This window comes from Chelativorans alearensis (assembly GCF_010993735.1).
GTDB lineage: Bacteria > Pseudomonadota > Alphaproteobacteria > Rhizobiales > Rhizobiaceae > Chelativorans > Chelativorans alearense.
On record NZ_WQNI01000017.1, the window covers coordinates 1 to 26,043 of the forward strand.

General features: G+C 63.3%; 22 protein-coding genes. 11 read left to right on the forward strand and 11 right to left on the reverse strand.

Annotated elements, in window-relative coordinates:
* Positions 1–123: 123 nt before the first annotated feature.
* Complete coding sequence (locus tag GPJ75_RS22955; RefSeq protein ID WP_163271744.1) at positions 124–1,647, forward strand: tripartite tricarboxylate transporter permease; 1,524 nt, start codon at positions 124–126, stop codon at positions 1,645–1,647.
* Positions 1,648–1,815: 168 nt separating this feature from the next.
* Here GPJ75_RS22955 and GPJ75_RS22960 read toward each other — a convergent pair whose 3' ends face one another.
* The gene (locus GPJ75_RS22960; RefSeq protein WP_246249223.1) at positions 1,816–3,684 is read right to left on the reverse strand and encodes a sigma-54 interaction domain-containing protein; all 1,869 of its coding nucleotides are present in this window, start codon (positions 3,682–3,684) and stop codon (positions 1,816–1,818) included.
* 59 nt (positions 3,685–3,743) lie between these two features.
* Between GPJ75_RS22960 and GPJ75_RS22965 the strand changes: the two genes are divergently transcribed.
* From GPJ75_RS22965 to GPJ75_RS22985, 5 genes are all read left to right on the forward strand, one after another.
* Positions 3,744–4,910, forward strand: coding sequence for a thiolase C-terminal domain-containing protein (locus GPJ75_RS22965; RefSeq protein ID WP_163271746.1), 1,167 nt, complete (start codon positions 3,744–3,746; stop codon positions 4,908–4,910).
* A gap of 20 nt (positions 4,911–4,930) precedes the next feature.
* Positions 4,931–5,389, forward strand: coding sequence for a MaoC/PaaZ C-terminal domain-containing protein (locus GPJ75_RS22970; protein WP_163271748.1), 459 nt, complete (start codon positions 4,931–4,933; stop codon positions 5,387–5,389).
* Between the two features lie 72 nt (positions 5,390–5,461).
* Positions 5,462–6,220 carry an electron transfer flavoprotein subunit beta/FixA family protein gene (locus GPJ75_RS22975; protein ID WP_163271749.1) on the forward strand — a complete coding sequence of 253 codons (759 nt, stop codon included), beginning with the start codon at positions 5,462–5,464 and terminating at the stop codon, positions 6,218–6,220.
* Entirely contained in the window at positions 6,220–7,143 is a 924-nt protein-coding gene (locus tag GPJ75_RS22980) for an electron transfer flavoprotein subunit alpha/FixB family protein (RefSeq protein ID WP_163271751.1), read from the forward strand. Before GPJ75_RS22975 ends, GPJ75_RS22980 begins: the two co-directional genes overlap by 1 nt.
* A gap of 119 nt (positions 7,144–7,262) precedes the next feature.
* Positions 7,263–8,045 (forward strand): MBL fold metallo-hydrolase, encoded by a 783-nt coding sequence (locus GPJ75_RS22985; protein WP_205602618.1) that lies wholly within the window; start codon positions 7,263–7,265, stop codon positions 8,043–8,045.
* Positions 8,046–8,082: 37 nt separating this feature from the next.
* Here GPJ75_RS22985 and GPJ75_RS22990 read toward each other — a convergent pair whose 3' ends face one another.
* Positions 8,083–9,654: a tripartite tricarboxylate transporter permease gene (locus tag GPJ75_RS22990; protein ID WP_163271753.1), complete on the reverse strand. Its 1,572-nt coding sequence runs from the start codon at positions 9,652–9,654 to the stop codon at positions 8,083–8,085.
* Between the two features lie 4 nt (positions 9,655–9,658).
* Complete coding sequence (locus GPJ75_RS22995; RefSeq protein WP_163271755.1) at positions 9,659–10,108, reverse strand: tripartite tricarboxylate transporter TctB family protein; 450 nt, start codon at positions 10,106–10,108, stop codon at positions 9,659–9,661.
* Positions 10,109–10,432: 324 nt separating this feature from the next.
* Here GPJ75_RS22995 and GPJ75_RS23000 point away from each other — a divergent pair, with 324 nt between their 5' ends.
* Both GPJ75_RS23000 and GPJ75_RS23005 read left to right on the forward strand, forming a co-directional pair.
* On the forward strand, positions 10,433–11,368 hold the full coding sequence (locus tag GPJ75_RS23000; protein WP_163271757.1) for a Bug family tripartite tricarboxylate transporter substrate binding protein: 936 nt from the start codon (positions 10,433–10,435) through the stop codon (positions 11,366–11,368).
* Between the two features lie 160 nt (positions 11,369–11,528).
* Entirely contained in the window at positions 11,529–12,716 is a 1,188-nt protein-coding gene (locus GPJ75_RS23005) for an MFS transporter (RefSeq protein WP_163271759.1), read from the forward strand.
* Positions 12,717–12,746: 30 nt separating this feature from the next.
* Here the strand turns inward: GPJ75_RS23005 and GPJ75_RS23010 are convergent, their stop codons facing one another.
* Genes GPJ75_RS23010 through GPJ75_RS23045 form a run of 8 tightly spaced genes read right to left on the reverse strand, consistent with a single transcriptional unit; the run spans position 12,747 to position 22,201 of the window.
* Complete coding sequence (locus GPJ75_RS23010; RefSeq protein ID WP_163271761.1) at positions 12,747–14,171, reverse strand: 3-hydroxyacyl-CoA dehydrogenase NAD-binding domain-containing protein; 1,425 nt, start codon at positions 14,169–14,171, stop codon at positions 12,747–12,749.
* Positions 14,172–14,175: 4 nt separating this feature from the next.
* On the reverse strand, positions 14,176–15,183 hold the full coding sequence (locus tag GPJ75_RS23015; protein WP_163271763.1) for an NADPH:quinone oxidoreductase family protein: 1,008 nt from the start codon (positions 15,181–15,183) through the stop codon (positions 14,176–14,178).
* Positions 15,180–16,691 (reverse strand): 3-hydroxyacyl-CoA dehydrogenase family protein, encoded by a 1,512-nt coding sequence (locus GPJ75_RS27480; protein WP_163271765.1) that lies wholly within the window; start codon positions 16,689–16,691, stop codon positions 15,180–15,182. Before GPJ75_RS27480 ends, GPJ75_RS23015 begins: the two co-directional genes overlap by 4 nt.
* Positions 16,688–17,854 carry an acyl-CoA dehydrogenase family protein gene (locus GPJ75_RS23025; RefSeq protein ID WP_163271767.1) on the reverse strand — a complete coding sequence of 389 codons (1,167 nt, stop codon included), beginning with the start codon at positions 17,852–17,854 and terminating at the stop codon, positions 16,688–16,690. Before GPJ75_RS23025 ends, GPJ75_RS27480 begins: the two co-directional genes overlap by 4 nt.
* Positions 17,854–18,558 carry an SDR family NAD(P)-dependent oxidoreductase gene (locus tag GPJ75_RS23030; protein ID WP_163271769.1) on the reverse strand — a complete coding sequence of 235 codons (705 nt, stop codon included), beginning with the start codon at positions 18,556–18,558 and terminating at the stop codon, positions 17,854–17,856. Before GPJ75_RS23030 ends, GPJ75_RS23025 begins: the two co-directional genes overlap by 1 nt.
* The gene (locus GPJ75_RS23035; RefSeq protein ID WP_163271771.1) at positions 18,551–19,321 is read right to left on the reverse strand and encodes an enoyl-CoA hydratase/isomerase family protein; all 771 of its coding nucleotides are present in this window, start codon (positions 19,319–19,321) and stop codon (positions 18,551–18,553) included. The genes GPJ75_RS23030 and GPJ75_RS23035 overlap by 8 nt, the downstream gene beginning before the upstream one ends.
* 3 nt (positions 19,322–19,324) lie before the next feature.
* Positions 19,325–20,941, reverse strand: coding sequence for a class I adenylate-forming enzyme family protein (locus tag GPJ75_RS23040; RefSeq protein ID WP_163271773.1), 1,617 nt, complete (start codon positions 20,939–20,941; stop codon positions 19,325–19,327).
* Positions 20,942–20,971: 30 nt separating this feature from the next.
* A complete protein-coding gene (locus tag GPJ75_RS23045; protein ID WP_163271775.1) occupies positions 20,972–22,201 on the reverse strand; it encodes a CaiB/BaiF CoA transferase family protein in 1,230 nt (409 codons plus the stop codon).
* 311 nt (positions 22,202–22,512) lie between these two features.
* On the opposite strand from GPJ75_RS23045, the gene rpoN reads away from it, so the two are divergent.
* From rpoN to GPJ75_RS23060, 3 genes are all read left to right on the forward strand, one after another.
* Positions 22,513–24,012 carry an RNA polymerase factor sigma-54 gene (rpoN, locus tag GPJ75_RS23050; RefSeq protein WP_163271777.1) on the forward strand — a complete coding sequence of 500 codons (1,500 nt, stop codon included), beginning with the start codon at positions 22,513–22,515 and terminating at the stop codon, positions 24,010–24,012.
* A 17-nt stretch (positions 24,013–24,029) separates the two neighbouring features.
* Positions 24,030–24,440 carry a Zn-ribbon domain-containing OB-fold protein gene (locus GPJ75_RS23055; protein ID WP_246249225.1) on the forward strand — a complete coding sequence of 137 codons (411 nt, stop codon included), beginning with the start codon at positions 24,030–24,032 and terminating at the stop codon, positions 24,438–24,440.
* A gap of 165 nt (positions 24,441–24,605) precedes the next feature.
* Positions 24,606–26,015, forward strand: coding sequence for an MmgE/PrpD family protein (locus GPJ75_RS23060; RefSeq protein WP_163271781.1), 1,410 nt, complete (start codon positions 24,606–24,608; stop codon positions 26,013–26,015).
* Positions 26,016–26,043: the final 28 nt, after the last annotated feature.

Consider the following 26,043-nt stretch of genomic DNA (forward strand, 5'->3'; position numbering starts at 1 on the left):
ACGGCAAGCTCGGCTGGCTCGGCTCGGCGATCCTCGCTGTGGTGCTTGCGGGCGGTGCGGTGCTCATCTTTCAGGTTGGGCTCGACCTACAGCTTCCCACCTTGAACTGGCCGTGGTGATGTGATGTTAGGTGAACTTGCGGCAAATGCCCTCCTCGGCCTTTCGGCGGCCACGACTCTGAATAGCCTATTCTATTGCTTCATCGGCGTAACGCTTGGTACTTTCATCGGTGTTATTCCCGGCATCGGCGCGTTGACAGCCATTTCGCTACTGATCCCTGTCACGTTTCATATCCAGCCCCTGGAAGCGCTGGTGATGCTGGCCGGCATCTATTACGGCACCGCCTATGGCGGCTCGATCGCCTCGATCCTGCTCAGGCTGCCAGGAACCAGCTCCAGCGCCGTGACCTGTATCGACGGCTATCCGATGGCACAGCAGGGACGGGCGGGTGTTGCGCTCTTCATGACCGCCATCGCTTCGTTCATCGGCGCCAGCATCGGCATCATCATCATGATGGCCTTTTCACCGATGCTCGTGCGCGTAGGCCTCACCTTTCGCTCGCCGGAGTATTTCTCGCTTATCGTTATGGCGCTGATCGCCGCTTCTTCGATCTCGACCGGATCACAGGTCAAGGGCATCGCCATGGTCGTGCTCGGGGTGTTCTTCGGGACCGTCGGCGTCGACATCTACTCCGGCTCCAGCCGGTTCACCTTCGGCATTCCGGAACTGTTCAACGGCTTCACGATGGCGGCCCTGGCCATGGGGGCGTTCGGTGTCGCGGAAGTTATCGACAGCTTGCGGAGAACGAAGGCGAACGCAATCGGCGGGGGTCGTATCAGCCTGCGCTCAATGGTCCCGACGCGGGACGATGTACGGCGGTCGTGGCTGCCCATGCTTCGTGGGTCTGCAATAGGATCGTTCTTTGGCGCTCTTCCGGGTACCGGCGCCAACATCGCGTCGTTCCTGTCCTACGCGGTCGAAAGGAAGGTCTCGAACGAGCCCTCCCGCTTCGGCACCGGTGCAGTCGAGGGGATTGCCGCCCCAGAGGCGGCTAACAACGCGGCCGACCAGACCGCCTTCATTCCGACGCTGACCCTTGGCATTCCGGGCAGCAGTACCATGGCGTTGATGCTGGTCGTGCTGCTGATCCACGGCATTACCCCCGGTCCGACAATGATGACAAATCACCCCGACCTGTTCTGGGGCGTGGTGATGAGCTTCTGGATCGGCAACATCATGCTAATAGTTCTCAACGTACCCCTGATCGGGATTTGGGTAAGGGTACTGTCGATCCCATACCACATGCTCTACCCAGCGATCCTCATGTTCGCCTGCATCGGTGTCTACAGCATCAACCACTCTGTCTTCGACGTGGTCACGGTGATCGGCTTCGGCATCCTCGGTTACAGCATGCGGGTGTTGAAGTTCCCGGTGGCGCCATTGCTGATCGGCTTCGTACTCGGGCCGATGACGGAAGAATACTTCCGCCGGGCCATGGTGACGTCACGCGGCGACTTCGCGATCTTCTTCGAACGCCCAATCAGCTTGGTCTTCCTGCTGATCGCTTGCGCACTCCTTGCCTGGAGTATCTGGAGCTCGCTCCGCATTGCACGCGGCGGAGCGGAAAAGAGGCGGGCGGCCGCCTAGGGCTATCCTCATCATCGACGCCCAGACAGCGCCCGAGAGGGGGATTTTAAATCTGCGGGGATACGCCGCCTGTGGTGGGGGCCCACCGGTAAGCGGCGCCGTGCGGAGCAAAGACCCTTAGACTGGGGCGGCCACCGTGTGACGGGGCGCCGGCCTGAGGGGCCGCCCCTAAGTCAGACCCCGAAGCTTCTTGTAGAGATAGGAGGGGGAAACGCCCAGGTGTTCGGCCGCCCGCTTCTCGTTGCCCTTGAAGCGAACGAGCGTGTCGTTGATGAGCTTCATCTCCAACTCGTCGAGCGTGTTCTTCAGGAGGCTCGAGGGCGCATCTGCACGTGATGGCTCGCTCGCACGGCTCTTTTGGGCGGCAGGCGCGGCGTGGTCGCGGAAGTTTTCGACGGTGAGCCGGTTGTTCTCGGCGAAGACGAAGGCCCGCTCGACCGTATGGCGTAACTGGCGCACGTTGCCCGGCCATGACCGTTCTTTCAGGTGGTTGATCACGTCGATATCGATTTCTGGAACGCTGCGGTTGTACTGGACAGCCAGTTCGCCCACGAAATAGTTGAGCAGCAGCGGAATATCTTCCAGCCGTTCGTCGAGGGTCGGCATCATGATCACCACCGGGCTGATCCGGTAGAACAGGTCGAGCCGGAAGCCGCCCTGCTCGACGAAGTCCTCCAAATCACGATTGGTTGCGCTGCAGAGCCGGAAGTCGACGCGCTTCGGCTTCTCGCCACCGACCCGCTCAACCATGCGGTCCTGCAGGACCCTGAGCAGCTTAGACTGCACCTCCAGCGGCATGTCGCCGATCTCATCGAGAAAGATGGTACCCTTGTCTGCCATTTCGAACTTGCCGGCACGGCCCTTGCTGTCGGCGCCCGTGAAGCTGCCGGGCTCGTAACCGAACAGCTCGCTTTCGACCAGTTTCTCGGGCAGCGCGGCGGCATTGACGGTCACAAGCCGTCCGTCCCGTCTGGGGCTGAGGCGGTGGAGGGCCTGCGCGACAAGCTCCTTGCCCGTACCGCTTTCGCCCTGGATCAGGACCGGGATGTCGAGTGGCGCGATCTTGCGTATCTGTTCACGGACCGACTGGATGGCAGGGCTTTGTCCCACGATGGCGTCGAGGATCTTTTCCTCTTGCGCCTCGTTCCGCGTCTTCGCGCGATAGGAGGCGATTTCCTGTTCCAGCTGGTTGATCCGCCGCGACAACGCCTCGACTTGCTGGGGGCCCTTGAACATGATCCGGCCGATGGCCCCGACGATCTTTCCATCATGGCGGATCGGATGGCGCGAAACGATCCTGTCGCGCCCCTTCATGCGATGAACCTGTCCGACTTCTGCGACGCCGGTCCGGACGACGTGATGCAGGCGCGAGTTCTCGATCACGTCGCGCACCTTCTTGCCGATCCCTTCGCCCGGCTGCAGCCCCAAGAACTTCTCGTGCACCGGCGAAATGAACGCCACCCGTGCCTTGTCGTCGACGATCGCCATGGCATCGTAGGGATCGGTCAGAACGTGGTCGATGATGTCATAGGCGAAATCCACGTGGAGCAAGAACTGCAACACGGTGTCAGTCGGCGGTTCCGAAAGCAGGATGAGGTATCCGCCGTCCACTTTCGAGAGCAGGAAGGTATACTGCCTGTCGACCAGAAGGATGGTTCCGAGGCGGCGGGAACTGGCCTCCTCCAGCCATTCCTTGTTCGACACGATTGCCTTCAGGCGCTTGTCGTCCCCTGTGCCCAGGGTCGCCAGGCACTTCCCGTTCGCATCAGCGACGATAAGACCGGTTACGCCAGACGTATTGCCATCGGTGTCGGCCAGTGTCAGATCCTCCCATGCGTATCGATGCAGCTTTGGTGCGGTTGTCCGGCTACCTCGGCTGTCGAAACCTTCTCGCGTCTTGCAGCGTAACGTCCTCTTGCATCGCTGCAAAAGCCTGTTTGCCGCCAACAGTGTCGGAGAATCGTGAGCGGTTCGCAACAAGGTTGTCCGGAGACGGCCATACAAAAACTGTCGTAGTTGGCACGACACTTGCGGCACGACGTTTGCGTGACGGCCGTCACGCGACGACGCAACCTCTACCGCTTCCAGGAGCCGACATGACGCTTCGCAATCGTGCTGCAATTGTCGGAATCGGTGAAAGCGACATAGGGCGCCTGCCTCACATGTCCGGCCTCGGCCTCAACGCCCAGGCGGCCCGACGCGCCATCGCCGATGCGGGCATCAGCCATCGGGACATTGACGGCCTGCTCACAGCCTATTCCTTCACCGAACCGTACTTCATGCTGGGAGCGGTCCTGGCGGAGTACCTCGGCCTGCGTCCGTCATACTGCGGTTCGTTGGTGGTCGGCGGTGCCTCTCCCACGGCCATGCTGCACCATGCGGCGCAAGCGGTCAGCACCGGCGCGGCCCAGGTTGTTCTGGTCTGTGCTGGGGAGAACCGGGCCACCGGCATGTCGAGCGACGACACGCTCCAAGCGTTGTCGGCGGTCGGGCATCCCTATTTCGAGGCGCCCTACGGAGTCGGCATTCCCTCGCTCTACGCCCTTGTCGCGAACGCCTACATGCGCCGCTACGGCACCACACGGGAAGAGATGGCGGCGGTTGCCGTGACCTTCAGGAACCATGCCCTGAAGCACCCCAATGCCCATATGAAGAAGCCGCTGACGATCGAGGATGTCATCGGATCGAAGCCCATTTCCGATCCTCTGTGCATGTACGATTGCTGCCTCATCTCCGACGCCGGTGGTGCCTTTGTCGTCACGACGCCGGAACGTGCCAAGGATCTTGCTGGCACACCGGTCTATCTTGCCGGGATCGGCGAATGTCATACGCACGAACACCTGACCTCGGCGCCCAGCCTGACCGAGTTCGGTGCGACCGAGTCGGGGCGGCGCGCCTATGTGATGGCAGGCCTGGGCCCCTCGGACATGGACCTGGCCATGCTTTACGATTGCTTCACTATAGTCCCGATCATCGAAATGGAGGAGCTCGGTCTCGCGCCACGCGGGGAAGGCGGTGCCTTCTTCGCAAAGGGGCATGCCGCAATCGGCGGCGATCTTCCGGTCAATACGCATGGCGGGATGCTCAGCCACGCCCATGCCGGTGCGGTTGGCGGCCTGATGGCGATCGTGGAGGCCGTACGTCAACTGCGCGGCGAGGCAGGGAAGCGTCAGGTCGCAGGCGCCAGTACCGCGCTCATCCACGGCGAGGGCGGTATCCTCTCGTCGCACTGTACGGCCATTCTGACCGCGTCACCGCGATGAACGGGAAAGGAGCCTGACCGATGTCAAGCAGGGCAATGTATTTCGAAGATTTTACCGAAGGCCAAGTGATTAAGACGCCGCGGCGCACGATTACCTCGACCGATATCGTAAATTTCGCCTGTCTCTCGGGCGATTTCAACGGTGTGCACTCCGACTATGAATACTGCAAGACGACGCCCTTCGGCGAGCCGATCGCCCATGCGCCTCTGATCTATGCCGTCATGGGCGGGCTGCAGTACGCCAGCGGCGTGAACGATGGCACGTTGATCGCCTTGCTCGGGATCGACGAGTGGCGGATGTCGAAACCGGTCAAGCATGGGGATACGGTGCACATGCGCTCCACAGTGATTGCGAAGCGTGAGACCTCGAAGCCGGACCGCGGAATCGTGACCTTCCGGCGCGAGTTCGTCAACCAGCGCGACGAGGCCGTCCAGAGCATGAGGGCGACGTTTATGTATCGCCGGCGTCCGGCGGATTGACGGCCAACCGATCAGCCGTCTGTCAGGAACACGGCCGGCGGGGGAAAGGAAAACAAACTTGGAGCCATGCCCATGAAGGTCCTTGTCCCGGTCAAGCGGGTTATCGACTACAACGTCAAGGTCCGCGTGAAATCGGACGGCAGCGGGGTCGACCTTTCGAACGTGAAGATGTCGATGAACCCGTTCGACGAGATCGCGGTGGAAGAGGCGATCCGGCTGAAGGAAGCGGGTACGGCAGAAGAGGTCGTAGCCGTCAGTATCGGCGTGAAGCAGGCCCAGGAAACCTTGCGCACGGCGCTGGCGATGGGCGCGGACCGGGCGATCCTGGTGGTTGCGACCGAAGACGTTCACCAGGATATCGAGCCGCTGGCGGTGGCAAAGATCCTGAAGGCCGTGATCGCGGAGGAATTGCCCAGCCTGGTGATCGCCGGCAAGCAGGCGATCGACAATGACATGAACGCCACGGGCCAGATGCTGGCCGCACTGCTGGGCTGGAGCCAGGCGACCTTCGCTAGCGAAGTGAAGATCGACGGCGACAGCGCGCTGGTCAGGCGCGAGGTTGATGGCGGGCTGCAGACCATCCGGGTCAAGCTGCCGGCCATCGCCACCGCCGACCTGCGCCTGAATGAGCCGCGCTATGCCAGCCTGCCCAACATCATGAAGGCGAAGAAGAAGCCGCTGGAGGAGAAGACAGCCGCCGATTACGGCATCGACGTTGCGCCGCGGCTCGAAATCGTCAAGACCATCGAGCCGGAGGCGCGCCAAGCGGGTGAGATCGTGCCCGACGTGGACGCGCTGGTGGCTAAGCTGAAAAAGCGGGGGGTCGTCTGATGACCGTTCTTCTGTTTGCCGAAGTGAATTCCGGGAAACTGGCCGCCGACGTCACGGCCAAGGCCTTCACCGTAGCCGGGGCGCTGGGCGAGGTGGCGATCCTCTGCGCAGGAGCCTCGGCGAAAGCGGCGGCCGAGGCGGCGGCGAAACTCGGCCCGGCCAAGGTGCTCTGCGCCGAGCATCCCGACCTCGACCACCGCCTGGCAGAAACCACCGCAGATCTGATCGTGTCGCTGGCGGGCGATTTCAGCCACATCGTGGCCCCGGCCACGACCGACGCCAAGAACATTATGCCGCGGGTGGCGGCGCTCCTGGACGTCATGGTGATTTCGGATATCTCGGGCGTGGTCGATGCCGACACGTTCGAGCGCCCCGTCTATGCCGGCAACGCCATCCAGACGGTGAAATCCTCGGACACGACCAAGGTCATCACCGTGCGCAGCTCGAGCTTCGACGCCGCGCCGATGGACGGCGCGGCCCCGGTCGAAGATGTGGCCGTGCCGGCCGCCTCGGGCCTGAGCGAATGGGCGGAGGACAAGGTGGCCGAAAGCAATCGGCCGGAACTGACCAGCGCGGGCATCGTCGTCTCGGGCGGCCGTGGCGTCGGCTCGGAGGAGGATTTCCAGCTGATCGAGAAGCTCGCCGACAAGCTCGGCGCCGCAGTTGGCGCCAGCCGCGCCGCGGTCGATTCCGGCTTCGCCCCGAATGACTGGCAGGTGGGTCAGACCGGCAAGGTCGTGGCGCCCGATCTCTACATCGCTGTCGGTATCTCGGGCGCGATCCAGCACCTGGCGGGGATGAAGGATTCGAAGATCATCGTCGCCATCAACAAGGACAAAGAGGCGCCCATCTTTCAGGTCGCCGATTACGGCCTCGTCGCCGACCTCTTCGACGCCGTGCCCGAACTCATCGAAAAGTTCTGACAGGTGACACTTCATGCGGCACGGATGGCGCGTTCCCGCTGGCCGTGCCAGCATGACTGACCTTATTCAGCGGAGACAATGGTCTGCCTTATCTGAAGGAACCCGTCCCCGAATACGGCGTGACCCAGAGCATCCAGCCGCGGATTCGCAGGATCGTCGCCCCGAACCCGGGCATCATGACCTATCATGGCACCAACACCTACCTAGTCGGCGCGGGCGATGCGTTCATCGTCCTCGATCCGGGCCCGGCCATCGAAGCGCACGTAGAGGCGATCCTTCTTGCCACGCGTGGCCGTATCCGGGCGATCCTGCTGACCCATTACCACCGAGACCACTGCGGCGCAGTTGATCTGCTTCGTAACGAGGTCCCGGCACCGCTTCTCGCCTTCGCACCTGCCGGCACGCCCGCGGTCGAACCTGATGTAACGCTTGCGGACGGACAGACCGTCTTCGGTCTACAGGTGATCCACACCCCGGGGCACGCTGCCGACCACGTCTGTTTCACCCTTCCCGATGGGATCGTGTTTTCCGGCGATCACGTCATGTCCTGGTCGAGCAGCGTCGTCTCGCCGCCGCTCGGCAACATGGCGGACTACTGCAGTAGCCTGCGGCGGCTGATCAATCGCAACGACAGCCTGTTCCTGCCTGGACACGGACCGCCCTTGCAGGAGCCCGCCGCCTATACGGCAGATCTGCTGCATCACCGGATCGAACGCGAGGAGGCCATACTGAATCTGCTCCGGTCGGGTCCTTGCCTGCCGGCCCGGATTGTCGAGACGCTCTATGCCAAACGCGACCGGCGGCTGCTCGGAGCCGCCGAGCGCAACGTCATGGCGCATCTCCAGAAGTTGGCGGCGGAAGCCCGCGTCGCCGAAGGACCGAGGGGCTGGACCGCCCTGTAGCGCGGCTGAAGGCGAACGGCGGAGGCGGGTCCCCCGGCTACCGGCTCTGGGCCGCCTCACCGTCCCGTGCGCCGGCCGCCTCGTTCCCTGGCAACGGCGCCTCGACGACCTTCCGCTGAAATGACTGGCGAACCGACTGCCACGCGCTCCATAGAAGGAGTGCCGCCGTGATCAGCAGGAACATGAGGCTGACGGGGCGCTCGAAGAAGATCGAGACGTCGCCGGCCGAGATAATCAAGGCGCGTCGGAAATACTCTTCCACCATCGGCCCGAGAACGAAGCCGAGCAGCAGCGGCGCCACCGGGAACCGGATCAGGCGCATGAAATAGCCGAGCAGGCCGAAGGCGATCACCGTGATGACGTCGAACGTCGTCTGGTGAATTGAATAGACGCCAATGCAAGCGAACATCAGGATCGCCGGATAGAGGACGTGGTACGGGATCATCAGGACCCGCACCCAGATCCCGATCAGCGGGACATTGAGGATGAGCAGCATGATGTTCCCGATCCAGAAGCTCATCACCACGCCCCAGAACAGGTCGGGGTGATTAGCCATCATGCTCGGCCCCGGCGTGATGCCGTGGATCATCAGAACCCCGAGCATCAGCGCCATCGTCACGCTTCCCGGAATGCCTAGAGTGAGTGTCGGGATGAAGGCGGTCTGATCGGCGGCGTTGTTGGCTGCCTCGGGGGCGACGATTCCCTCGATCGCACCCTTGCCGAAGCGCGACGGATCGCGCGCGACCTTCCGCTCGATCGCGTAGGACATGAACGAGGCGATGGTCGCACCCGCGCCGGGAAGGGCGCCGACAAAGGAGCCGGTGCTGGAGCCGCGCAATATCGGGAGCCACGACCGTCGCACGTCGTCCCGCGTCGGGACCATCGAGCGCAGGCCGATGCTCTTGCTCGTCAGGGTACCCCCTTTGAATTTCCGCAGGCTGCTGATCACTTCCGCAACGCCGAAAGACCCCATGGCGATCGCCGACATAGTGAACCCTTCAGTCAGTTCGGTGATGCCGAAGGTATAGCGGGACGTGCCCGTGTTGATATCCGTTCCCACGATGCCGAGGAAGATGCCCAGCACAACCATGGCGATGCCCTTGATCTGCGAGTCCGACGTGATCGACGAGGCGGCGACCAGGCCCATCACCATGAGTGAGAAATACTCCGGCGAGTGGAAGGACAGGCCGATCTCAACGAAGAGCGGCGAGAAGACCATCATGATGATAATGCCGATGCTGGCGCCAACGAACGAGGCGATGGCGGTCATGAAGAGCGCGATTCCGGCCCGTCCCTGCTGCGCCATCGGATAGCCGTCGATGCAGGTCACGGCGCTCGATCCGGTCCCCGGCAGCCTGAGCAGGATCGAGGCGATCGAGCCGCCATAGGCGGTGCCGTAATAGATGCCGGCCAGCATCACCAGCGCTTCGAGCGGTTCCAGGTGAAAGGTAATCGGGATCAGCATCGAGATGGTCGCCAGAGCGCCGATGCCGGGGATGACGCCGACGAATGTGCCGAGCGTTACGCCGATGAAGCAATAGAACAGGCTGTTCGGAGCGGTCGCTGCCGAAAGACCCAGGATGGTATAGTCGACCAGGGCTTCGAACATCACATCACCACGGCCAGTTCAAGGTGGGAAGCTGCAGGTCGAGCCCAACCTGAAAGATGAGCACCGCACCGCCCGCAAGCACCACAGCGAGGATCGCCGAGCCGAGCCAGCCGAGCTTGCCGTCGGCGCAGGTGGCGATCAGGGTCAGAACGACGATCGCCGGCACGAGGCCGAAGGGCTCGACCAGCAGAACGAAGGCGAGCATCGCCGTGGTGACCGAGATCAGCGACCTCGGCTCGACCTTGAGCGCCTCGCCCTCCCGGAACAGGGCCGGGATCAGGATGACCGCACCGAGAACCGCGAGGATCACGCCGAGCGCCGCCGGGAACATGCCCGGCCCCATCCGGGACACGGTGCCAAGACTGAGCGTGGTCACCGCGTAATAGGCGATGAAGGCGCCGATCGCGACCAACGCCCCGCCACCGAACATGTCTCCGTAATCCCTGTTCGACACGTTTGCTTCCTCCCTGCTAGGACCAGTGCGAACCGCGCCGTGCGCACCCGTCCGGAGGGAACGCAAACCGCGTGCCATGCGCGGCCGGCCGTGCCTGCACTGGCGTGGTGTGAAGGCCATGCTGTGGCACGCGGTTTGCGTATGAATGCGCCGTGGACAAGGGACCTGGTCGTAGGTTGCTGGCCATGCCTTGCGGGACGGATGCTGGTGAGTCCGGGAGGGGACGCCGGTCGTCTTGCGGCTCAAGGCAGGGACATTCGCAATGCGGTGCAGAGACGATTGAGGCCGAGGCTCCGCCACAGTGACAACATGGGAGTGAGACAGATGAAATCAAGAACAAGGCTCGGCGTATCGCTGGCACTGGCGCTGTCGGCATTGGTGCCGGCCGTCGCCTCCGGCCAAGACTATCCGTCCAAGACGATCACGATTTACACGGCCGCCGCTGAAGGCAACGCCGACGTCACCGCACGGCTGATCGCAACCCATGCGGATCTCGGCCAGCCGGTCGTCGTCGTCAATCAGCCGTCGGTGCTTTCGGCGCAGCAGGTCGCGCAGGCTGATCCAGATGGCTATTCGCTATTGGTGCTGGGCAAGAGCTTCTACCTTGCGCCGATCTTCCAGGCAGATACCCCCTATGACCCGATCGCGCAGTTCGCGCCGATTTCGAAGATCACCAGCACGCCGAACATCATGGTGGTCCACCCCGACCTGCCCGACACGGTGGAAGGCGTCATCGCCAAGGCCAAGGCCGAACCAGGTGCGTTCAACTACGCAACCGGAGCGTCGGGCGGGACGGCCCATCTCGCCGCGGCCCTGCTGCTCGACCTCACCGGTATCGAGATGGAGCGCGTCATCTATCGCGGCGGCGGCCCATCGATGGTCGGTGTCATGAGCAACGAAAGCCAGCTTTCCTTCGGAACGCCGGCGCAGGTCGGTCCGCTTGTCGAGGCCGGCAACCTGAAGGCCATCGCGGTGACGAGCCGCAATCCCTCTTCGGTGGCGCCGGACCTGCCGACCGTCGCAGAAACTGTTCCGGGCTTCCAGATGACCTCGATCCAGGGTTTCTGGACGACGGCGGGCACGCCTCAGCCAATCATCGACAAGCTCAACAAGGAGGTCGAACGGATCCTCAACCTGCCCGAGGTCAAGGACATCCTCCAGAAGATCGGCGCCGATGCGGATCACTCGATGCCGCAGGATTTCGCCGCCGAGATGAAGGAAGACATCGAGACGACCAAACGTCTGATGGCGGGGAACTAAGGTGGCGAACCGGCGGGGGAGCCGCTGTCAGAGGCAGCGCTGAACCGGTCCATGACAAGACTGTCGCCGCCCGACGCGGCGGCGGTTTCGCATTCGGGGCCCCGGCTTTTCCGGTCACCCAAAACGACGGACCAGCCGAATTCAGGAAGCGCGAAATCCCTTGAACGAGAGACTCAGGCACCCGGTTTACGCCCTTACGGCCGTGTTCTTCCTGCTGAACCTGGCGCAGAAGGGCAGCAAGGTCCTTGTCGCCCTGACTGCGCTCGAACTGGGTGCGAATGCCTTCACCGTCGGGTGCCTTGCTGCGACCTATGCGCTCTTTCCTCTGCTGTTGTCGGTCTATAGCGGTCGCATTTCCGATCGCATTGGTGCGGCGAAACCCATCCTTTGGGGGGCGATGGGAATTGCCGCCGCCCTGACGCTTCCTGCCTTGCATCTAAACCTGCTGACACTGATCCTATGTCCGGCCCTGCTTGGGCTGGGCCATATCTTCGCGCATGTCTCGATTCACAACGCCATCGGCTTCGTGAGCTCGTCCGAGCGGCGCTCACGGAGCTATGCCACCCTGTCGCTCGGGTCCTCGGCGGCGGCCTTCTGCGGGCCGCTCATTGTCGGATTGACAATCGACACGGCGGGCAATCGGGCCGGGTTCTTGTTCACGGCCATTTGCGCGGTCTTGATCGCGGTTCCACTCCTTCTGGCATGGCGCCATCTCGACGTGCCGGCAAAGAGCAAGACGGAAGGCACGGGCGGCCGCACGCTTGACCTTCTCGCCCTGCCCGACCTGCGCCGGACGATGCTGATGAGCGGGGTCGCCGTGACCGGGATCGAGCTCTTTTCCTTCTACCTGCCCATCTACGGCAAATCGATCGACCTGTCGGCGACGGTGATCGGGACGATCCTGTCGGCCTATGCCATTGCGGCCGTCCTCGTCCGCTTGGGGATGAGCCTGCTTCTGCGGCGGACAGGCGCAGTCACCGTACTGACCACGTCGCTTTTTGTTGCGTCTCTGTCCTACGCGCTGATTCCGCTGGTCACGAATGCCTGGGTACTTTTCGCGATCGCATTTCTTCTCGGTCTGGGTCTCGGGCTTGCAGGGCCGCTCACCATTTACATGACCTATAACGGTGCGCCGCCCGGACGCTCGGGAGAGGCTTTGGGACTTCGTATTTCGGCCAACAAGGTCATCCAGATCTGCATTCCGCTGATCTTTGGTGGAATCGGCACCGCCTTCGGAGCTTCCCCGGTATTCCTGGCGAATTCAGCGCTCCTGCTGGTTGGCGGGGTGCTGTCGACACTCGGCATCCGCGGTCGCCGGGCCGGGGGTGGACCGTCGCAGATGGAATGAACCGGCCGCACCGGCCGGTAATGACGAGGATCAACCGCCCTCCGCGGCCTGGCGGAGGCCGAGCGAGACCCGATAGCGGGGATCGCCCGTCATCCGGTGGATGCGGTCCAGAACGGAGACGATGATCTCCAGCCCGACATCGCGCGCCCACTCGGCAGGCCCGCGCGGATAGTTGACGCCATGGCGCATCGCCGCATCGATTGCGTCTTCGCTCGCCACACCGGTGAGGATGGCTTCGAAGGCCTCGTTCGCCAACATCGCGAGCGTCCGCATGAGCACTAGGCCGGGCCAGTCGGGCAGCCGTGTTGCAGCAATCCCTTCTGCAGCAAGAGAGGCGGCGAACCGACCGGCCATTTCGGCTGGAACCTCCGATGAGCAGGCGAAACCGAGGCGGCGGGTGACACCAGGAACCATGAGGTCGTGAACGATGACCGGCTTGCCGAGGCGGCGGGCGGTCTCTGCGGTCGTCGTGCCGTCGGTTTCCACGATCACGAGGTCATCGCCAGCATATCCGTCTTCGAGCGAGAACCCAGGCAGGGGAGCTGACTGTGAAGCGTGTTCGGTCGTCGGGAAGGGCGCTACTGCGACCTCGGCATAATTATAGAAGCCTCGCCCCGTCTTTCTCCCCAGCCAGCCGGCATTGACCAGTTCCTGCTGGAGCAGGGAAGGGCGAAAGCGCGGGTCCTGGAAATAGGCATCGAACACGGAGCGCGTCACGGAGAAGTTCACATCATGGCCGATCAGGTCCATGAGCGCGAAGGGGCCCATGCGAAAGCCGCCACCTTCGGTCAAGAGGGCGTCGATCGTGACCGGGTCGGCAACCCCTTCTTCGCAGAGCCTCAGCGCTTCGGCGTAGAAGGGACGCGCGACGCGGTTGACGATAAAGCCCGGTGTGGATCGGGCATAAACTGGGATCTTTCCCCATGCCTCGGCCGTGGCGAAGACCGTTTCGGCGACCTTTGGTGAAGTGGCGAGCCCCGAGACCACCTCGACAAGTTTCATGATCGGCGCCGGGTTGAAAAAGTGCATGCCGACGATCCGGTCCGGCCGCAGGCTGCTGTTGGCAATGGCGGTGACGGAGATCGAGGAGGTGTTGGTCGCCAGGATGCAGCTTTCTGGAACGACTGCTTCGAGGCGGCCGAACAAGCCACGCTTGGTTTCGAGGTCCTCGACGATCGCCTCGATAACGAGGGCCGCCTGCGCGAGCGCGGGCAGATCCCCCGGCGTCTGAATGCGGGCCACGATGTCGGAGACTGTCTGCGCGGTCATCTTTCCGCGCGCAACCAGCATGTCGAGGTCGGCGCCGATCCGGTCGCGCGCCTGTTCGGCGGCCCCATCCACTGCGTCGAACAGAAGGACCTGATGGCCGGCAGCGGCGGCGAGTTGCGCGATGCCCGCACCCATGGTGCCAGCGCCGACGATGCCGATCGTTTCCGAGGGGGGGATTGCAGGCATGGGGCTATTTCTCCGGGCGACCGATTTCGAGAATGACCTTGCCACGTGTTTTTCCCGACCCGATGGCGCGCAGGGCCTCGGCGATTTCGGCCAGCGGCAGAGTGCGGTCGATGTGCGGCGACAGCATCCCCTTCGACCAGAGGTCGAAGATCTCGTGTTGCGCGGCGAACGCAACACCCGGCTCACGGCTGCGATAGTCGGTCCATTGAAGGCCGCTGACGCTGATGTTCTTTACCAGCAGGTATCCCGCGTTGAACGATGGGATCTCGCCCGATGCGAAGCCGACAACGACGTAGCTGCCGTTCCACGCGACTGCGCGGATTGCCGCAGCTGCAAGCGTCCCGCCGACGGGATCAACCACGATGTCTGCGCCGCGCCCGTTTGTGGCCCCTTTCACAGCGGCCGGAAGGCCGTTGCGCAAGTCGGCCATTTTCGCGTCAATGACGACATCCGAGCCGAGGGAACGCGCGAAGGCAACGCCGTCCTCACCCCGAGACGTGGCGATGATCTTTCCGGCGCCAAATGCACGGGCGAGCTGGATCGCCGCCATTCCGACGCCGCCGGACGCGCCGAGGACAAGAACCGTATCGCCAGGCTTCACCTTGGCGCGAATTCTGAGGGAGAAATATGCGGTTTGGTATACCAGTCCGAGGGCCGTGGCGATCTCCGAAGGCACCTCGTCCGGTACCGGCATGCAAAGCGATGCGGGCACCACAACCCGTTCAGCATGTGTTCCGTAGTCAGGAAGGACGAGAACTCTGTCACCACGCGTGACCATGCCGTCCGCCATCGGGCCAAGGGCGATGACGCGGCCGACGCATCCGAAGCCAAGCGTGAACGGTAGTTGCGGCTTCCGCTGGTACCTGCCTTCTATGAGCAGGATATCGGGGAAATTGACCTCGCTGGCCTCGACGGCGACCACGGCTTCACCCTCGCTCGGGACGGGTTCGGGAATGTCCTCGACCGTGATCTGGTCGAAAGGCATGAAGTCCCGGACGATGGCGGCCTTCATCGGTTGGCGCCCTCCCGAGACTTTTCGACGACTGCGGCACGGGCCGGCCAGTAGCCGGCAAGACCGGTCATCTCGTGGAGGGCGTGGCAGATGTCGTGGTGGCGGACAAGCCCACCCCTGACGACGCGCTCGATCGGGCCGTCCGAGTAGCCGAGGCCCATGCAGCAAATCTTGTCCATGTCCGCTGCAGACGCGAGGCCCTCATCGAGAAAGCGCAGGGCGTCGTTGTACTTCGGCCTGACCAGTCGGTCGACGATGCGCCCGGGTTGGTCGCTGCAGACGACGACGTCGAAGCCGGCGACCTCGAAGATCGCGCGGGCGCCGGCGATCGCCTCGTCGGTTGTCGATGCCTGACGGGCCAGTTCGACTAGGTTCGACGGCGGATCGCCCCCGTTGCGATAGCGCGCGAAGCCGACGGCGTTCGACGGTGCGCCGTCATTGACTTCGCCCGTGTGGTGTCCAAGGCACTCCGTGTCGAGTTCCACCAGGACGCAGATCTTCGTCGGATCGGGCGTGTAGTGGCCACCAAGGCAGATCGTGACATCGCCGTCGGCGACCGCCTTTGCAAGAAACAGGTCACCATCCGGGAAGGAGCGGCTGTCGCCAGACCGGGTTAGGCCGAAGGATGGCGCAGCCGACGCCCTCTCGGGCCGAATGCCAGTGAGCAGACCGCAGCCCGACTTGCGCCCGAGCCGGCCGGCGGCGACCATGCGGCGCAGGAGCGGCGGCACGGCGGCGCGCTTGTCCAGCGTGATTGGATGGAACGCTTCGCCCAGGCGGGCCTGAGTATCGAGGCCGATTAGGTCGAGCAGCGTGCAGGGCCCCATCTTGTATCCGAGCGCCGAGGTGATCGCCAGGTCGATATCCTCGGGGAGGCAGAGGCCGGTTTCGATCGCGCGGATGACGTCGTTGTTGAACGGCACGAGCAGCGCATTGAGTACGAAGCCGGGCTTGTCTTGTGTTTCCACCGGAACCTGACTGGCCGCTTCGGTCCACGCCCACGCGGCCTCAAACGTCTCGCTGGAGGTATTCAGACCGCGCGACATCTCAATCAGCTTCATCAGCTGCGCCGGCAGGCAGAAGTGCATGCCGACGACGCGGTCGTCTCGACCGCTGCCGCCGGCGATCTCTGTGATCGAGAGCGTCGAGGTGTTCGATGCGAAGATCGTGCGGTCGTGACAGATGCCGTTGAGTTTGCCGAAAAGCTCCTTCTTGGCTTCGAGGTTCTCGAAGATCGCCTCGATCACCAGATCGCAGTCCGCAAGCGCGTCGAGATCCGAGGTGTCGCGCATCCGGGCGAGCGCGGCGCCGCGTTCCTCTTCGCTCATCCTGCCCCGCTCTACGGATTTGGCGAAGAACTTTCCTGCCTCGACCCGGGACCGGGCGAGACCGTCTTCCGACAGGTCGTAGCAGACGGTTTCGAACCCGCCGCGCGCCGATACCAGCGCGATACCGGCTCCCATCGTCCCTCCGGCCCCGCAGACGCCAACTTTTCTGATCCTGGTCATTTCTCGACAAAGCTCCGTCCAATGAGTTGGCGGTGGATCTGGTTCGTGCCCTCCCAGATCTGGGTGATCTTGGCGTCGCGCATGAGCCGCTCGGCGCGGTAGTCGCGGCAATAGCCGTATCCGCCGTGGAACTGGACGCATTCGGTCGCCATCTTCATCGCCAGATCGCTGGCGCGGAGCTTGGCCAGTGAGGCCTCCATCCCGAAGTCGGCCCTGCCATCGTCGACCAGACCCGCAACGTAGTCGAGCCAGGTTTCGAGCAGCATGAGCTCGCCGGCAAGGTCTGCCAGCGTGAACTGGTTTCCCTGGAACTCCAGGATCTTGCGGCGGCTCTGCACCCGCTCGTTCCCATAGGCGATCATGTCTCGGAAGGCGGCCCGGGCGATACCGCGGGCGTGGGCTGCGACAGAGGGCCGGGACTTGTTGAGCGATGCCAGCAAGATGCGCAGCCCGTCGCCAGGCGCACCGATCAGGTTGTCCATGGGGACGCGCAGGTTGTCGAAGGCGAGCGCGCAGGTGGACGAGCCATTGTGGCCCATCTTCTTTTCCTTGCCTACAATGCTGAACCCAGGCCTGCCTTTTTCGAGGATCAGGACCGAGATCGCCGCTTTCGGATCGTCGATCTCGGCCCATTTCCCGAACACCAGATACAAGTCGGCGACATCGCCATTGGTGATGAATATCTTGCTGCCGTTCACGACGATCTCATCGCCATCCGGGCGGAAGCTTGTCTTCATGCCCGTGGCATCCGATCCAGCGGTCGGTTCAGTTATCGCCAGTGCGCCCAGTCCGCCCTCGGCGATCCGGGGCAAAAGGCGGGCACGCTGCTCGTCCGAGCCGAAATCGATCAGCGGCTTCATCCCGTGGAAATTGGTCGCATAAATGATGCCGGTTGACGCGCAGGCCTCGGACAAGATCGAGACGATTTCGAGATACAGGCGGTAGGATGTCGGCATTCCGCCGAATTCCTCGGGAATGAAGATCGTGTTCAAGCCGAGTTCGTTGATCGCCTTCACGTTCGACCAGGGGAATTCTCCGGTCGCATCGACATGCTCCGCGTTCGGGGCGATGACCCCGCCGGCCATGCGCTGGACCTGGTCGAGGACGGCGCGCTCCTCCTGGCTCCAACTGCGGGTGGCGTGGAATCTGTCCAGCATGTTCATCAGTGGTTAATTCCCTGCGCTCCGTCGATGTAGAGGGTTTCGCCGGTCAGGAACCCGATCTGTTCCGAGAAGATCGAAGCCACTAGCCGGGCGACGTCTTCGGGTCGGCCGGGCGCGCCCACCGGTATGCGGGTCTGCATCCAGGCCTTGACCTTCTCGCGTTCGAGATAGGCCCGGTTGAGGTCGGTCTCGATATATCCGGGGGCGACATTCAGAACACGGATGCCATCCCGCGCCCATTCCACCGCCATGCAACGTGTCATCGCCGCGACCGCAGCCTTCGAGGCGCAATAGGCCAGGTTGTCGGGTACGCCGATCTTGTCAAAGAACGAGCCGATGTTGACGATGGTGCCGCCCTGGCCACGCAGATGCGGGTAGGCCTCGCGGGCGGCGATCATCACCGCCGTCATGTTCAGCGCCATCGTCTTTTCGAATTCGGCGGTCTTCAGCTTGAATATGGGGCCGCCGATATGGACGCCGGCGTTGTTGACCAAACCGGCGATCCGGCCGCGTTTGGCGATTTCGGCAACCGCGCGTTTGATGGCCTGTTCGTCCGTCATGTCGCAGGCGATGCCGTAACCTGCCTTGGCCTCGCCGCTTCGGGACAGGCTGGCCACCACCCAGCCACGTCGGGCCAGTTCGGTGGCGATGGCGGCGCCGATGCCCTTCGAGGCGCCAGTCACGATAACCTGTCCGTCAGCCATCGCGGAACTCCGGTTTGCGCTTCTCCTCGAACGCGCGCATGCCCTCTTCGGCATCCTCCGTACGGTAAGCAAGGGTGGAAAGCTCGGCTTCGGTTTCGAGGCCCGCAGCAAGCGGCAGGTCGGCGGCGCGCTGCACGGCCCGCCGAGCGAACTCCATCACCGGCAGGCTGTAGCGCGTGAAACTCCGCGCGAACTTGGCGCCCGCCTCGCGCAGATCGCCCTCGACCACCTTGTTGACGAGCCCGATGCGCTCGGCCTCATCGGCGGTCACGGCCCGTCCGGTCATGATGATCTCCAGCGCCCGCCCCTCGCCGATCAGGCGGGGAAGGCGCTGGGTGCCACCGTAGCCGGGGATCAGGCCGAGCTTGATTTCCGGTAAGCCGAAGATTGCGGCCGGCGAGGCGAGCCGGAAGGTGCAGGCCAAGGCCAGTTCTGCGCCTCCGCCGAAGGCGTAACCGTTGACCAGCGCAACAGAGGCCATCGGCAGCCGGTCCAGCTTGGCGAAGACCGACTGACCAAGCTCGGCGCCGCGTTTCTGGTCGATGAGCCGCCGTTCGCGCAGTTCCTTGATGTCCGCGCCGGCGCAGAATGCCTTGTCTCCTGCACCTGTAACAAGCAGCGCGCGCACGCCGGGCATGCCGGCAACGGCGTCCAGCGCCTCGCCGATTTCGCGCAGGATGGCAAAGGACAAGGCGTTCAGCGCCTCGGGCCGGTTCAGCGAGAGGACGGCCAGATCGTTCTCGTGGGTTAGCTCGACACTCATCGGTCAAGCCTCCTCGATTACGAAGCGGACCGGTTTCGGGCTGATCTCGCCCGTCTGGACCATCTCGGTCAGCCTGCGCTTGAGGATCTTTCCGCTTGCGGTCAACGGGAACGCGTCGAGGACGATGAACCACTCCGGCATGTCGTACTTGGACAGGCCGTTGCAGTGCAGGTGATCGAGCATCTCGTCGGCATCGACCTTGCCGATGACACCCAGGCAGACCTTCTCGCCAAGTCGCTGGTCAGGCACGCCGAAGGCTGCTGCTTTGGTCACGGCGGGATGGGTCAGCGCGATGGATTCAATCCTTGAGGGATAAATGTTGTGACCGCCGCGGATGATGAGATCCTTGATGCGACCGACGATCCGCAGATTTCCGTTTTCGTCGAGCGAGCCCAGATCGCCGGACAGAAGGTAGCCATGGCTGTTCATCGTGGCCTCCGTCGCGGCCTGGTTAGCGAAATATCCCAACATCATGGCTGCGCCTCGTCCGCCGATGTTTCCGGTGCTGCCGATCGGTAGCTCGTTATCCGGGTTGTCGGGATCCCAGATCTTTACCTCGTAGGCGAGGCCTCCCCGGCCGCAGGTGGAAATCCAGACGTCCTTCGAGTCGCCCGGATGTGTGTACTGGTGTGATGAACACTCCGTCATCCCGTAGATGTTTTGCGGCGCGATACCCTGCTCGATGAAGTCCCGGGCGACGATGTCGGGGATGGGCGCACCCGCCATGTAGAAGGTCTGAACCTGTCCGATCCGGGAGATGCTGCGCGCCTTCTGCTCGTCGAGGATGTCCATCGCGTGGGTCGGAACACCCAGCACATAGGTGGCGCCGGTCTCGACGATCCAGTCAAGCCGGCTGTGACCCGGCGGCGGATCGTCGGTCACGAACTGCCCACCACAGACGAGCCACTGCGCGGCCGCGACCCAGGCGATGTGATGTGATAGGGGGCTGAGCGAGAGGATCACCGACTGTTCCGACAGCCCCCAATCCCGGGCGAGGTCGCGGGCGTTGGCGAGCAGCGTGTTGCACGAGTGCATGACGCATTTCGGCTTTCCGGTCGTGCCGGAGGTGAAGGCTAGGTAGACGATGCTGTCCGGATTGCTGTGCACCACCCGGTCGACGCCGGTGATATGCATCGGGAAGTTGTTCGGAGTGTAGACCTTCTTCAGGAACGGGAGCCTCGCCAGCGTCGCGTCGAAGTCCTGCCGTGCGCGATCGGCCCCCCAGCCGTCTTCCGTGAGCAGGGCCCGGGCGGAAAGCTCGGTCAGAAGCTCGATGATCTCCGCGCAGGTGAAGGTCTTGTGCAGCGAAGGGTTGCAGGCGATGCCCTCGCGCGAGCAGGCAAGGAAGGTGATGACGGCCTCGACCCGGTTTCCCATCCAGATCGCAATTCGGTCGCCGGCGACGATATCCTGTGCGCGCAGATGATCGGCCATCGCGTCAACCCGGGCCTTCAGGGTATGCCAATCCAGATTGGCCCTGCTGTCCCGCAGGGCGGGGGCGTCCGGCCGTTGGTTGGCATGCCGCTCCATCAGGGAATAGAACGTGTCGTCTTTCCAGAGGCCTGCCTCGTAATAGGCTCGACCGGTTGCTGGGTCATGCAGTGTGAGGAACGGTTTCATGGCAATTCTCACCTGTCGAGAAATGACGGTTCATCGGCGCGCTCTCAACTCCGCCAGGACCTGCTCGGTATGTTCGCCGAGGTCCGGCGGGGCAGAGGACGGAATGCTGGTCGCACCGTCGATGTGAAGACCAAGCCCGACCTGCGGTGTCAGGTGGCCCGACCCGTCATCGAGCACGAAGAAGAGACCGCGATCCTGCAGGTTTCGGTCGGAGACGACTTCGTCGATACGGTTGATCGGGCCGGCCGGAACCCGGGCCTTGGCGAAGATGGCCAGCCAGTCGTCGCGGGTCTTGGTCCTAAGGACCCGCTGGATCCGCTCGGCAATCTCCGAACGCGCGTTGCGCCGCTCGGCGTTCGTCACCAGTTGTGGGTGGGTTCCGTAGTCTGGGTCGCCCACGGCCATCCAGAACCGCTTCCAGATCTCGTCGGACCCGAGGCCCAGGTTCATTGGTAGATCCGCGGTCTCGAACGCCTGATAGATCGCGATCACGCTGTCGCGACCGCCGGAACGGGTAGGCACCTCGCCGGAGCCGAGGTAGGACGCGATCCGGCAAGAGAGAAACCTGGTCATGCTTTCGACCAGTGCGACATCTATGAGATGGCCCTTGCCGGTGCGCTGCCTTTCGAACAGTGCGGCGATGACCGCCATGGCCGCATCCTGACCGGCCAGCATGTCCGCCGCCGGAGCGCCGATCTTCTGTGGATCGCCATTGGCTTCTCCGGTGATGTCCATGATGCCGGAATAGCCCTCGGCAATCAGGTCATAGCAGGTCAGGTCCGACCGCGCCCCGGTAAGTCCGAACCCGGTGATCGACGCGAAGACGATGTCTTCCCGCTCTTGCCGCAAGGTCTCGTAGTCGAGCCGCAGTTTCCTCTGGACGGCCGGCGGATGGCTGGTGACGACGACATCGGCCAACCCGACCAGTTGCATCAGTGCGGCGCGGCTGTCGTCGTCATGCACATCGATGGCAACGCTTTTCTTGTTCCGGTTAACGGCGGCGAACCAGAGCGATTGCCCTCTCAGGAAGGGAGGACCCCATTTCCGGGCCTCGTCGCCGGTTGGTCGTTCGATCTTGATGACTTCGGCCCCGAAATCCGACAGGAGCATTGTCGCATAGGGGCCCGCCACCGACGTCGTCAGGTCGACGACGCGAATACCCTTCAGCATACCGAACGCAGTCCCGGCCGAAACGATGGGCAGGCTGCGAAACGGCAAGTGCTGGTCAACTGTCGCATGTTCGGCCTTGGTGCTTGCCATTATCCACCCCGAAAATGTTGTGCCCGTTCAAGAGCAAGATCGGTGCCAAGGCGTCCGGCTCCTCTACGGCCGCGACGGGTGCCATCTGGGTCGAGCATCCCTATCGGACCGGGCCGTCTGCGCAGTCGCCCGCGTTGGCGGAAACGGCCGGTCGGAAGATCGGGAAGGCCGTCGCGTCGAGCAACTTGGCACGCCAATTGCGTCTATCCTCTGGTCCGGCAAGCTCTCGGTAGGCCAAGGGCTGGTTCTGCCAACAAGTGGGGTCGGACAGGACGGGATTTGAGGAATTCCGCCGCCTGAAGGAGGGCAATATGCAGCTTGCGCACGGAGTGTTCGTCCAGCAGAAACAGACGATCTCGATCACGGCCAAGGTCATACAGTCCATTAATCTCTTGCAGTACGGTTGCGACGAGCTTCAGGAATTCATCCGGCATCAGGCCGAAGTGAATCCGCTGATCAAGGTCGAGACGGATGGCGATGAGATCGCCGCGGTGCCCTGCGACGAACTGGCCGACAGGGCCGATGCCGGCGCTGTCGCGGCCGGGCCGGCGAACGAGACGCCGCGGGACGAAGAAAATCCTGGGTGGCGGGAGCGCGGCCTCGGGGCGGGGCGATCGAGCGGCGCCCCGATGGGGAAAGCGAAGTCCGCCGGCAACCTCAATCCCAGCCTGGAGGACTACACTCCTTCGAAGGTTTCGCTGCGCGAGCATCTTCTGATGCAGAACGCGTTAGCGTTCTGCGATCCGGTTGATCTTCTCGTCGGGGCCGAGATCGTCGAGTCCATCGACCAGGACGGGTATATGCGCAGGGACCTCGGGGACGTGGCCGACATGCTGGGCGTCTCGGGGGAGCGTGTTCTTGGGGTGCTGCGCACTATTCAGACCTTCGAGCCGACGGGCGTCGGGGCTCGAGATCTGGCGGAATGCCTGCGGCTGCAACTTGACGAGCAGGGACGGCTGACGCGCGCGATGAGCGCGCTCCTGGACAACCTCGAGCTCTTGGCAAACTGCGAAATCGAGAAGCTCGGCCGCATCTGCAAGGTGGGCAGTGGCGAGATCTTCGAAATGCAGGCCGCAATCCGCAAACTCGATCCGAGACCGGGAAGACAGTACGATTGCGAACTGACTCAGCTGGCGTTGCCGGATGTAGTTGTCGACAGGCGTGCGGATGGAACCTATGTCGTCGAGCTGAACACGTCGCTCATGTCACGGGTCCTCATCGACCGACAGTACTACGCCGAGGTGACGGCGATGCCCCTCGGTCAGCAGGAGACGCGGTACGTCTCTGACTGCCTGAAAAGCGCGCACTGGCTCGAGCGCAACCTCGATAAGCGGGCGCAGACGATCCTCCGCGTGTCCTCGGCGATCGTGGCGCGTCAGCGCGACTTCTTCGAAAAGGGCGTCGAGTTCCTCGTTCCGCTTTCGCTGAAGGACATCGCGACCGAACTCGATATCCACGAGTCGACGGTCTGCCGGGCGACGTCGAACAAGTACATGATGACCCATCGTGGCATGTTCGAATTGAAGTCGTTCTTCATCAACGCGATCTCCGCGAACGGAGGCGGAGACGAGGTGTCGACCGAACGGGTCCGTCACAGGATCAGGCAGTTGATCATAGCCGAGCCGGCGGATGCCATCCTCTCCGATCAGGACATTATGAGGGAACTTCAGGACGAAGGGATCGACATCGCCCGGCGCACTGTCGCGAAGTACCGCGAGATGATGAACATTCCGACCTCGGTCAAACGCAAGCGCCTGAGAAGGGTGGAGGTGCTGCGTTTGGAAGAAGCCAGCGGGGTCGAGGTGGCATAATGGTAGGGGGAGGACCAGTGACAGTTGACAAGAGCTTGGTGAACGGCGATTCCGAGCCATATTGGGCGGCTGCGGCGCTGGGGCGCCTTGTATTCCAGAAGTGCGGGCAATGCTCGACTGTTCAGTTCCCGCCGCGCCATCACTGCGCGACCTGTTGGGGCAGCGACCTCGACTGGATCGAAAGCTCGGGACGGGGGACCGTGGAAAGCTGCACGGTCGTGCGACGTGCGCCCAGCTACGCCTTTGCCGATAAGGTTCCCTATGCGGTGGCTTCGGTGATCGTGGACGAGGGGCCGAGGATGATCGCGTCCGTCGTGGGGGAAGGGGCGCTCGACGTCCGGATCGGGGATGCAGTCTCAGTTGTCTTTGACGCGGACACGGGCCTTCCGCAATTCCGTTGCAATCAGTCTGGGCCGTCGGGCGGTTAGTGGCAGGGACAGGGCATTCGCGCCCAGTCCGGCTGGCACGCGGCTTGCTGTCTTACTGTCGATATCCGGGGCGAAATCGACCGGGTGGAAGCGGGTAATCGCGTGGCCGGATCGCCGGTCAGGCGGTGTGGGTCGCAACAATGACAGGGAGAGAGCAAAATCCTCATGGACACGCCGATCGCCGACACGATCCGGGACAGCGCGCAAGGGCGTCTGACCGACTATGCGATGAACCTGTGCTACGAGAATCTTCCGGCGGACGCCGTCCATGCGGCGAAAGTGCGCCTGATCGACACGCTTGGCGTCTTGATCGGCGGATATTCGGGCGAACCCTGCAAGGTCGCGCGCCGGATCGCCAAGCGGACGCCCCAGGACGAGGGCGGCGCGACCGTCATCGGTTCGCAGCTCCGGACCGCTCCGGACCTCGCGGCGTTCGCCAACGGAACGGCGGCGCGGTATCTCGACATGAACGATACCTACAACTGGCCGAACAGCGCCCATGGGCATCCGAGCGATGTGATCGCGCCGGTTCTGGCGGCTGGGGAGGCCGTCGGCGCTGGCGGGGTTCGGCTCATCGAAGCCATTGTGCTTGCCTACGAGATATTCCTGCGGACCTCGCATATGTTTCAGAGCCACCGCATCTTCGATACTGCGAACCTGACGTGTATCGCCGGCGCGGTGGGCGCGGGTAAGCTTCTGGGGCTCTCGCGGGACGAGATGGCGCAGTGCATCGCCATGGCCGTCGTACCCAATGCGATCCTGAAGCAGGTAAGGCTTGGGAAGCGGTCGATGTACAAGGCTGCCGCTTCGGGACATGGCGCGCGCGCCGGGGTCTTCGCAGCATTGCTCGCCAGGGCGGGGATGGGCGGACCGGATCTTCCGTTCGAGGGCGATGCGGGATGGTGCGAGCACGTAGCCCGAGGGTCCTTCGAGAGGATTCTCTATGGGGGCGAGCAGGGCACACCCTTCAAGATCTGCGATAGCTTGATCAAGCTGCGGCCGGCGAACGCGGGCTCGATTGCCGCCATTCTGGCGGCGGAGACGATAGCGCCCCTGGCCGACGCCAGTGCCGTGCGCCGGATCGTGGTCGAGGTCAGTTTCTACACCAAGCGTGCCGTCGGCAGCGGCGAGGGACCCTGGCATCCCGACACGCGTGAGATCGCCGACCACAGCATCCCTTACCTCGTCGCGCATACGCTGGTGCACGGAACGGTCGGGATCAATTCCTTCGAGAACCATTTCCTGCATGACCCGCGGACCCGGGTTCTCGTGAAGATGACGGAGGTAGACGAGAATCCCGAGTACACCAGGGCCTATGACAACATTCCGGTTCGGGAACTGGCCCGCGTGACGGTGACGACGGCAAACGGCGACACCCTGGTCGGCGAGTCCGGCGGTGCCGGCGACGGGCTGTCGGCTCCGAAGTCCGACGATCAGATCGCCAACAAGTTCCTGGGGCTGACGGCGCCCTATATCGGCGAAGAGAATGGTCGGGCAGCGTTGAACATGCTGTGGAACGCGGAGACCATGTCGGGACTCGCGCCGCTTGTGTCGCGGTTGGTCATTCGCAAGTGATGGCGGTAAGTCGCATTCGGGTTGACCG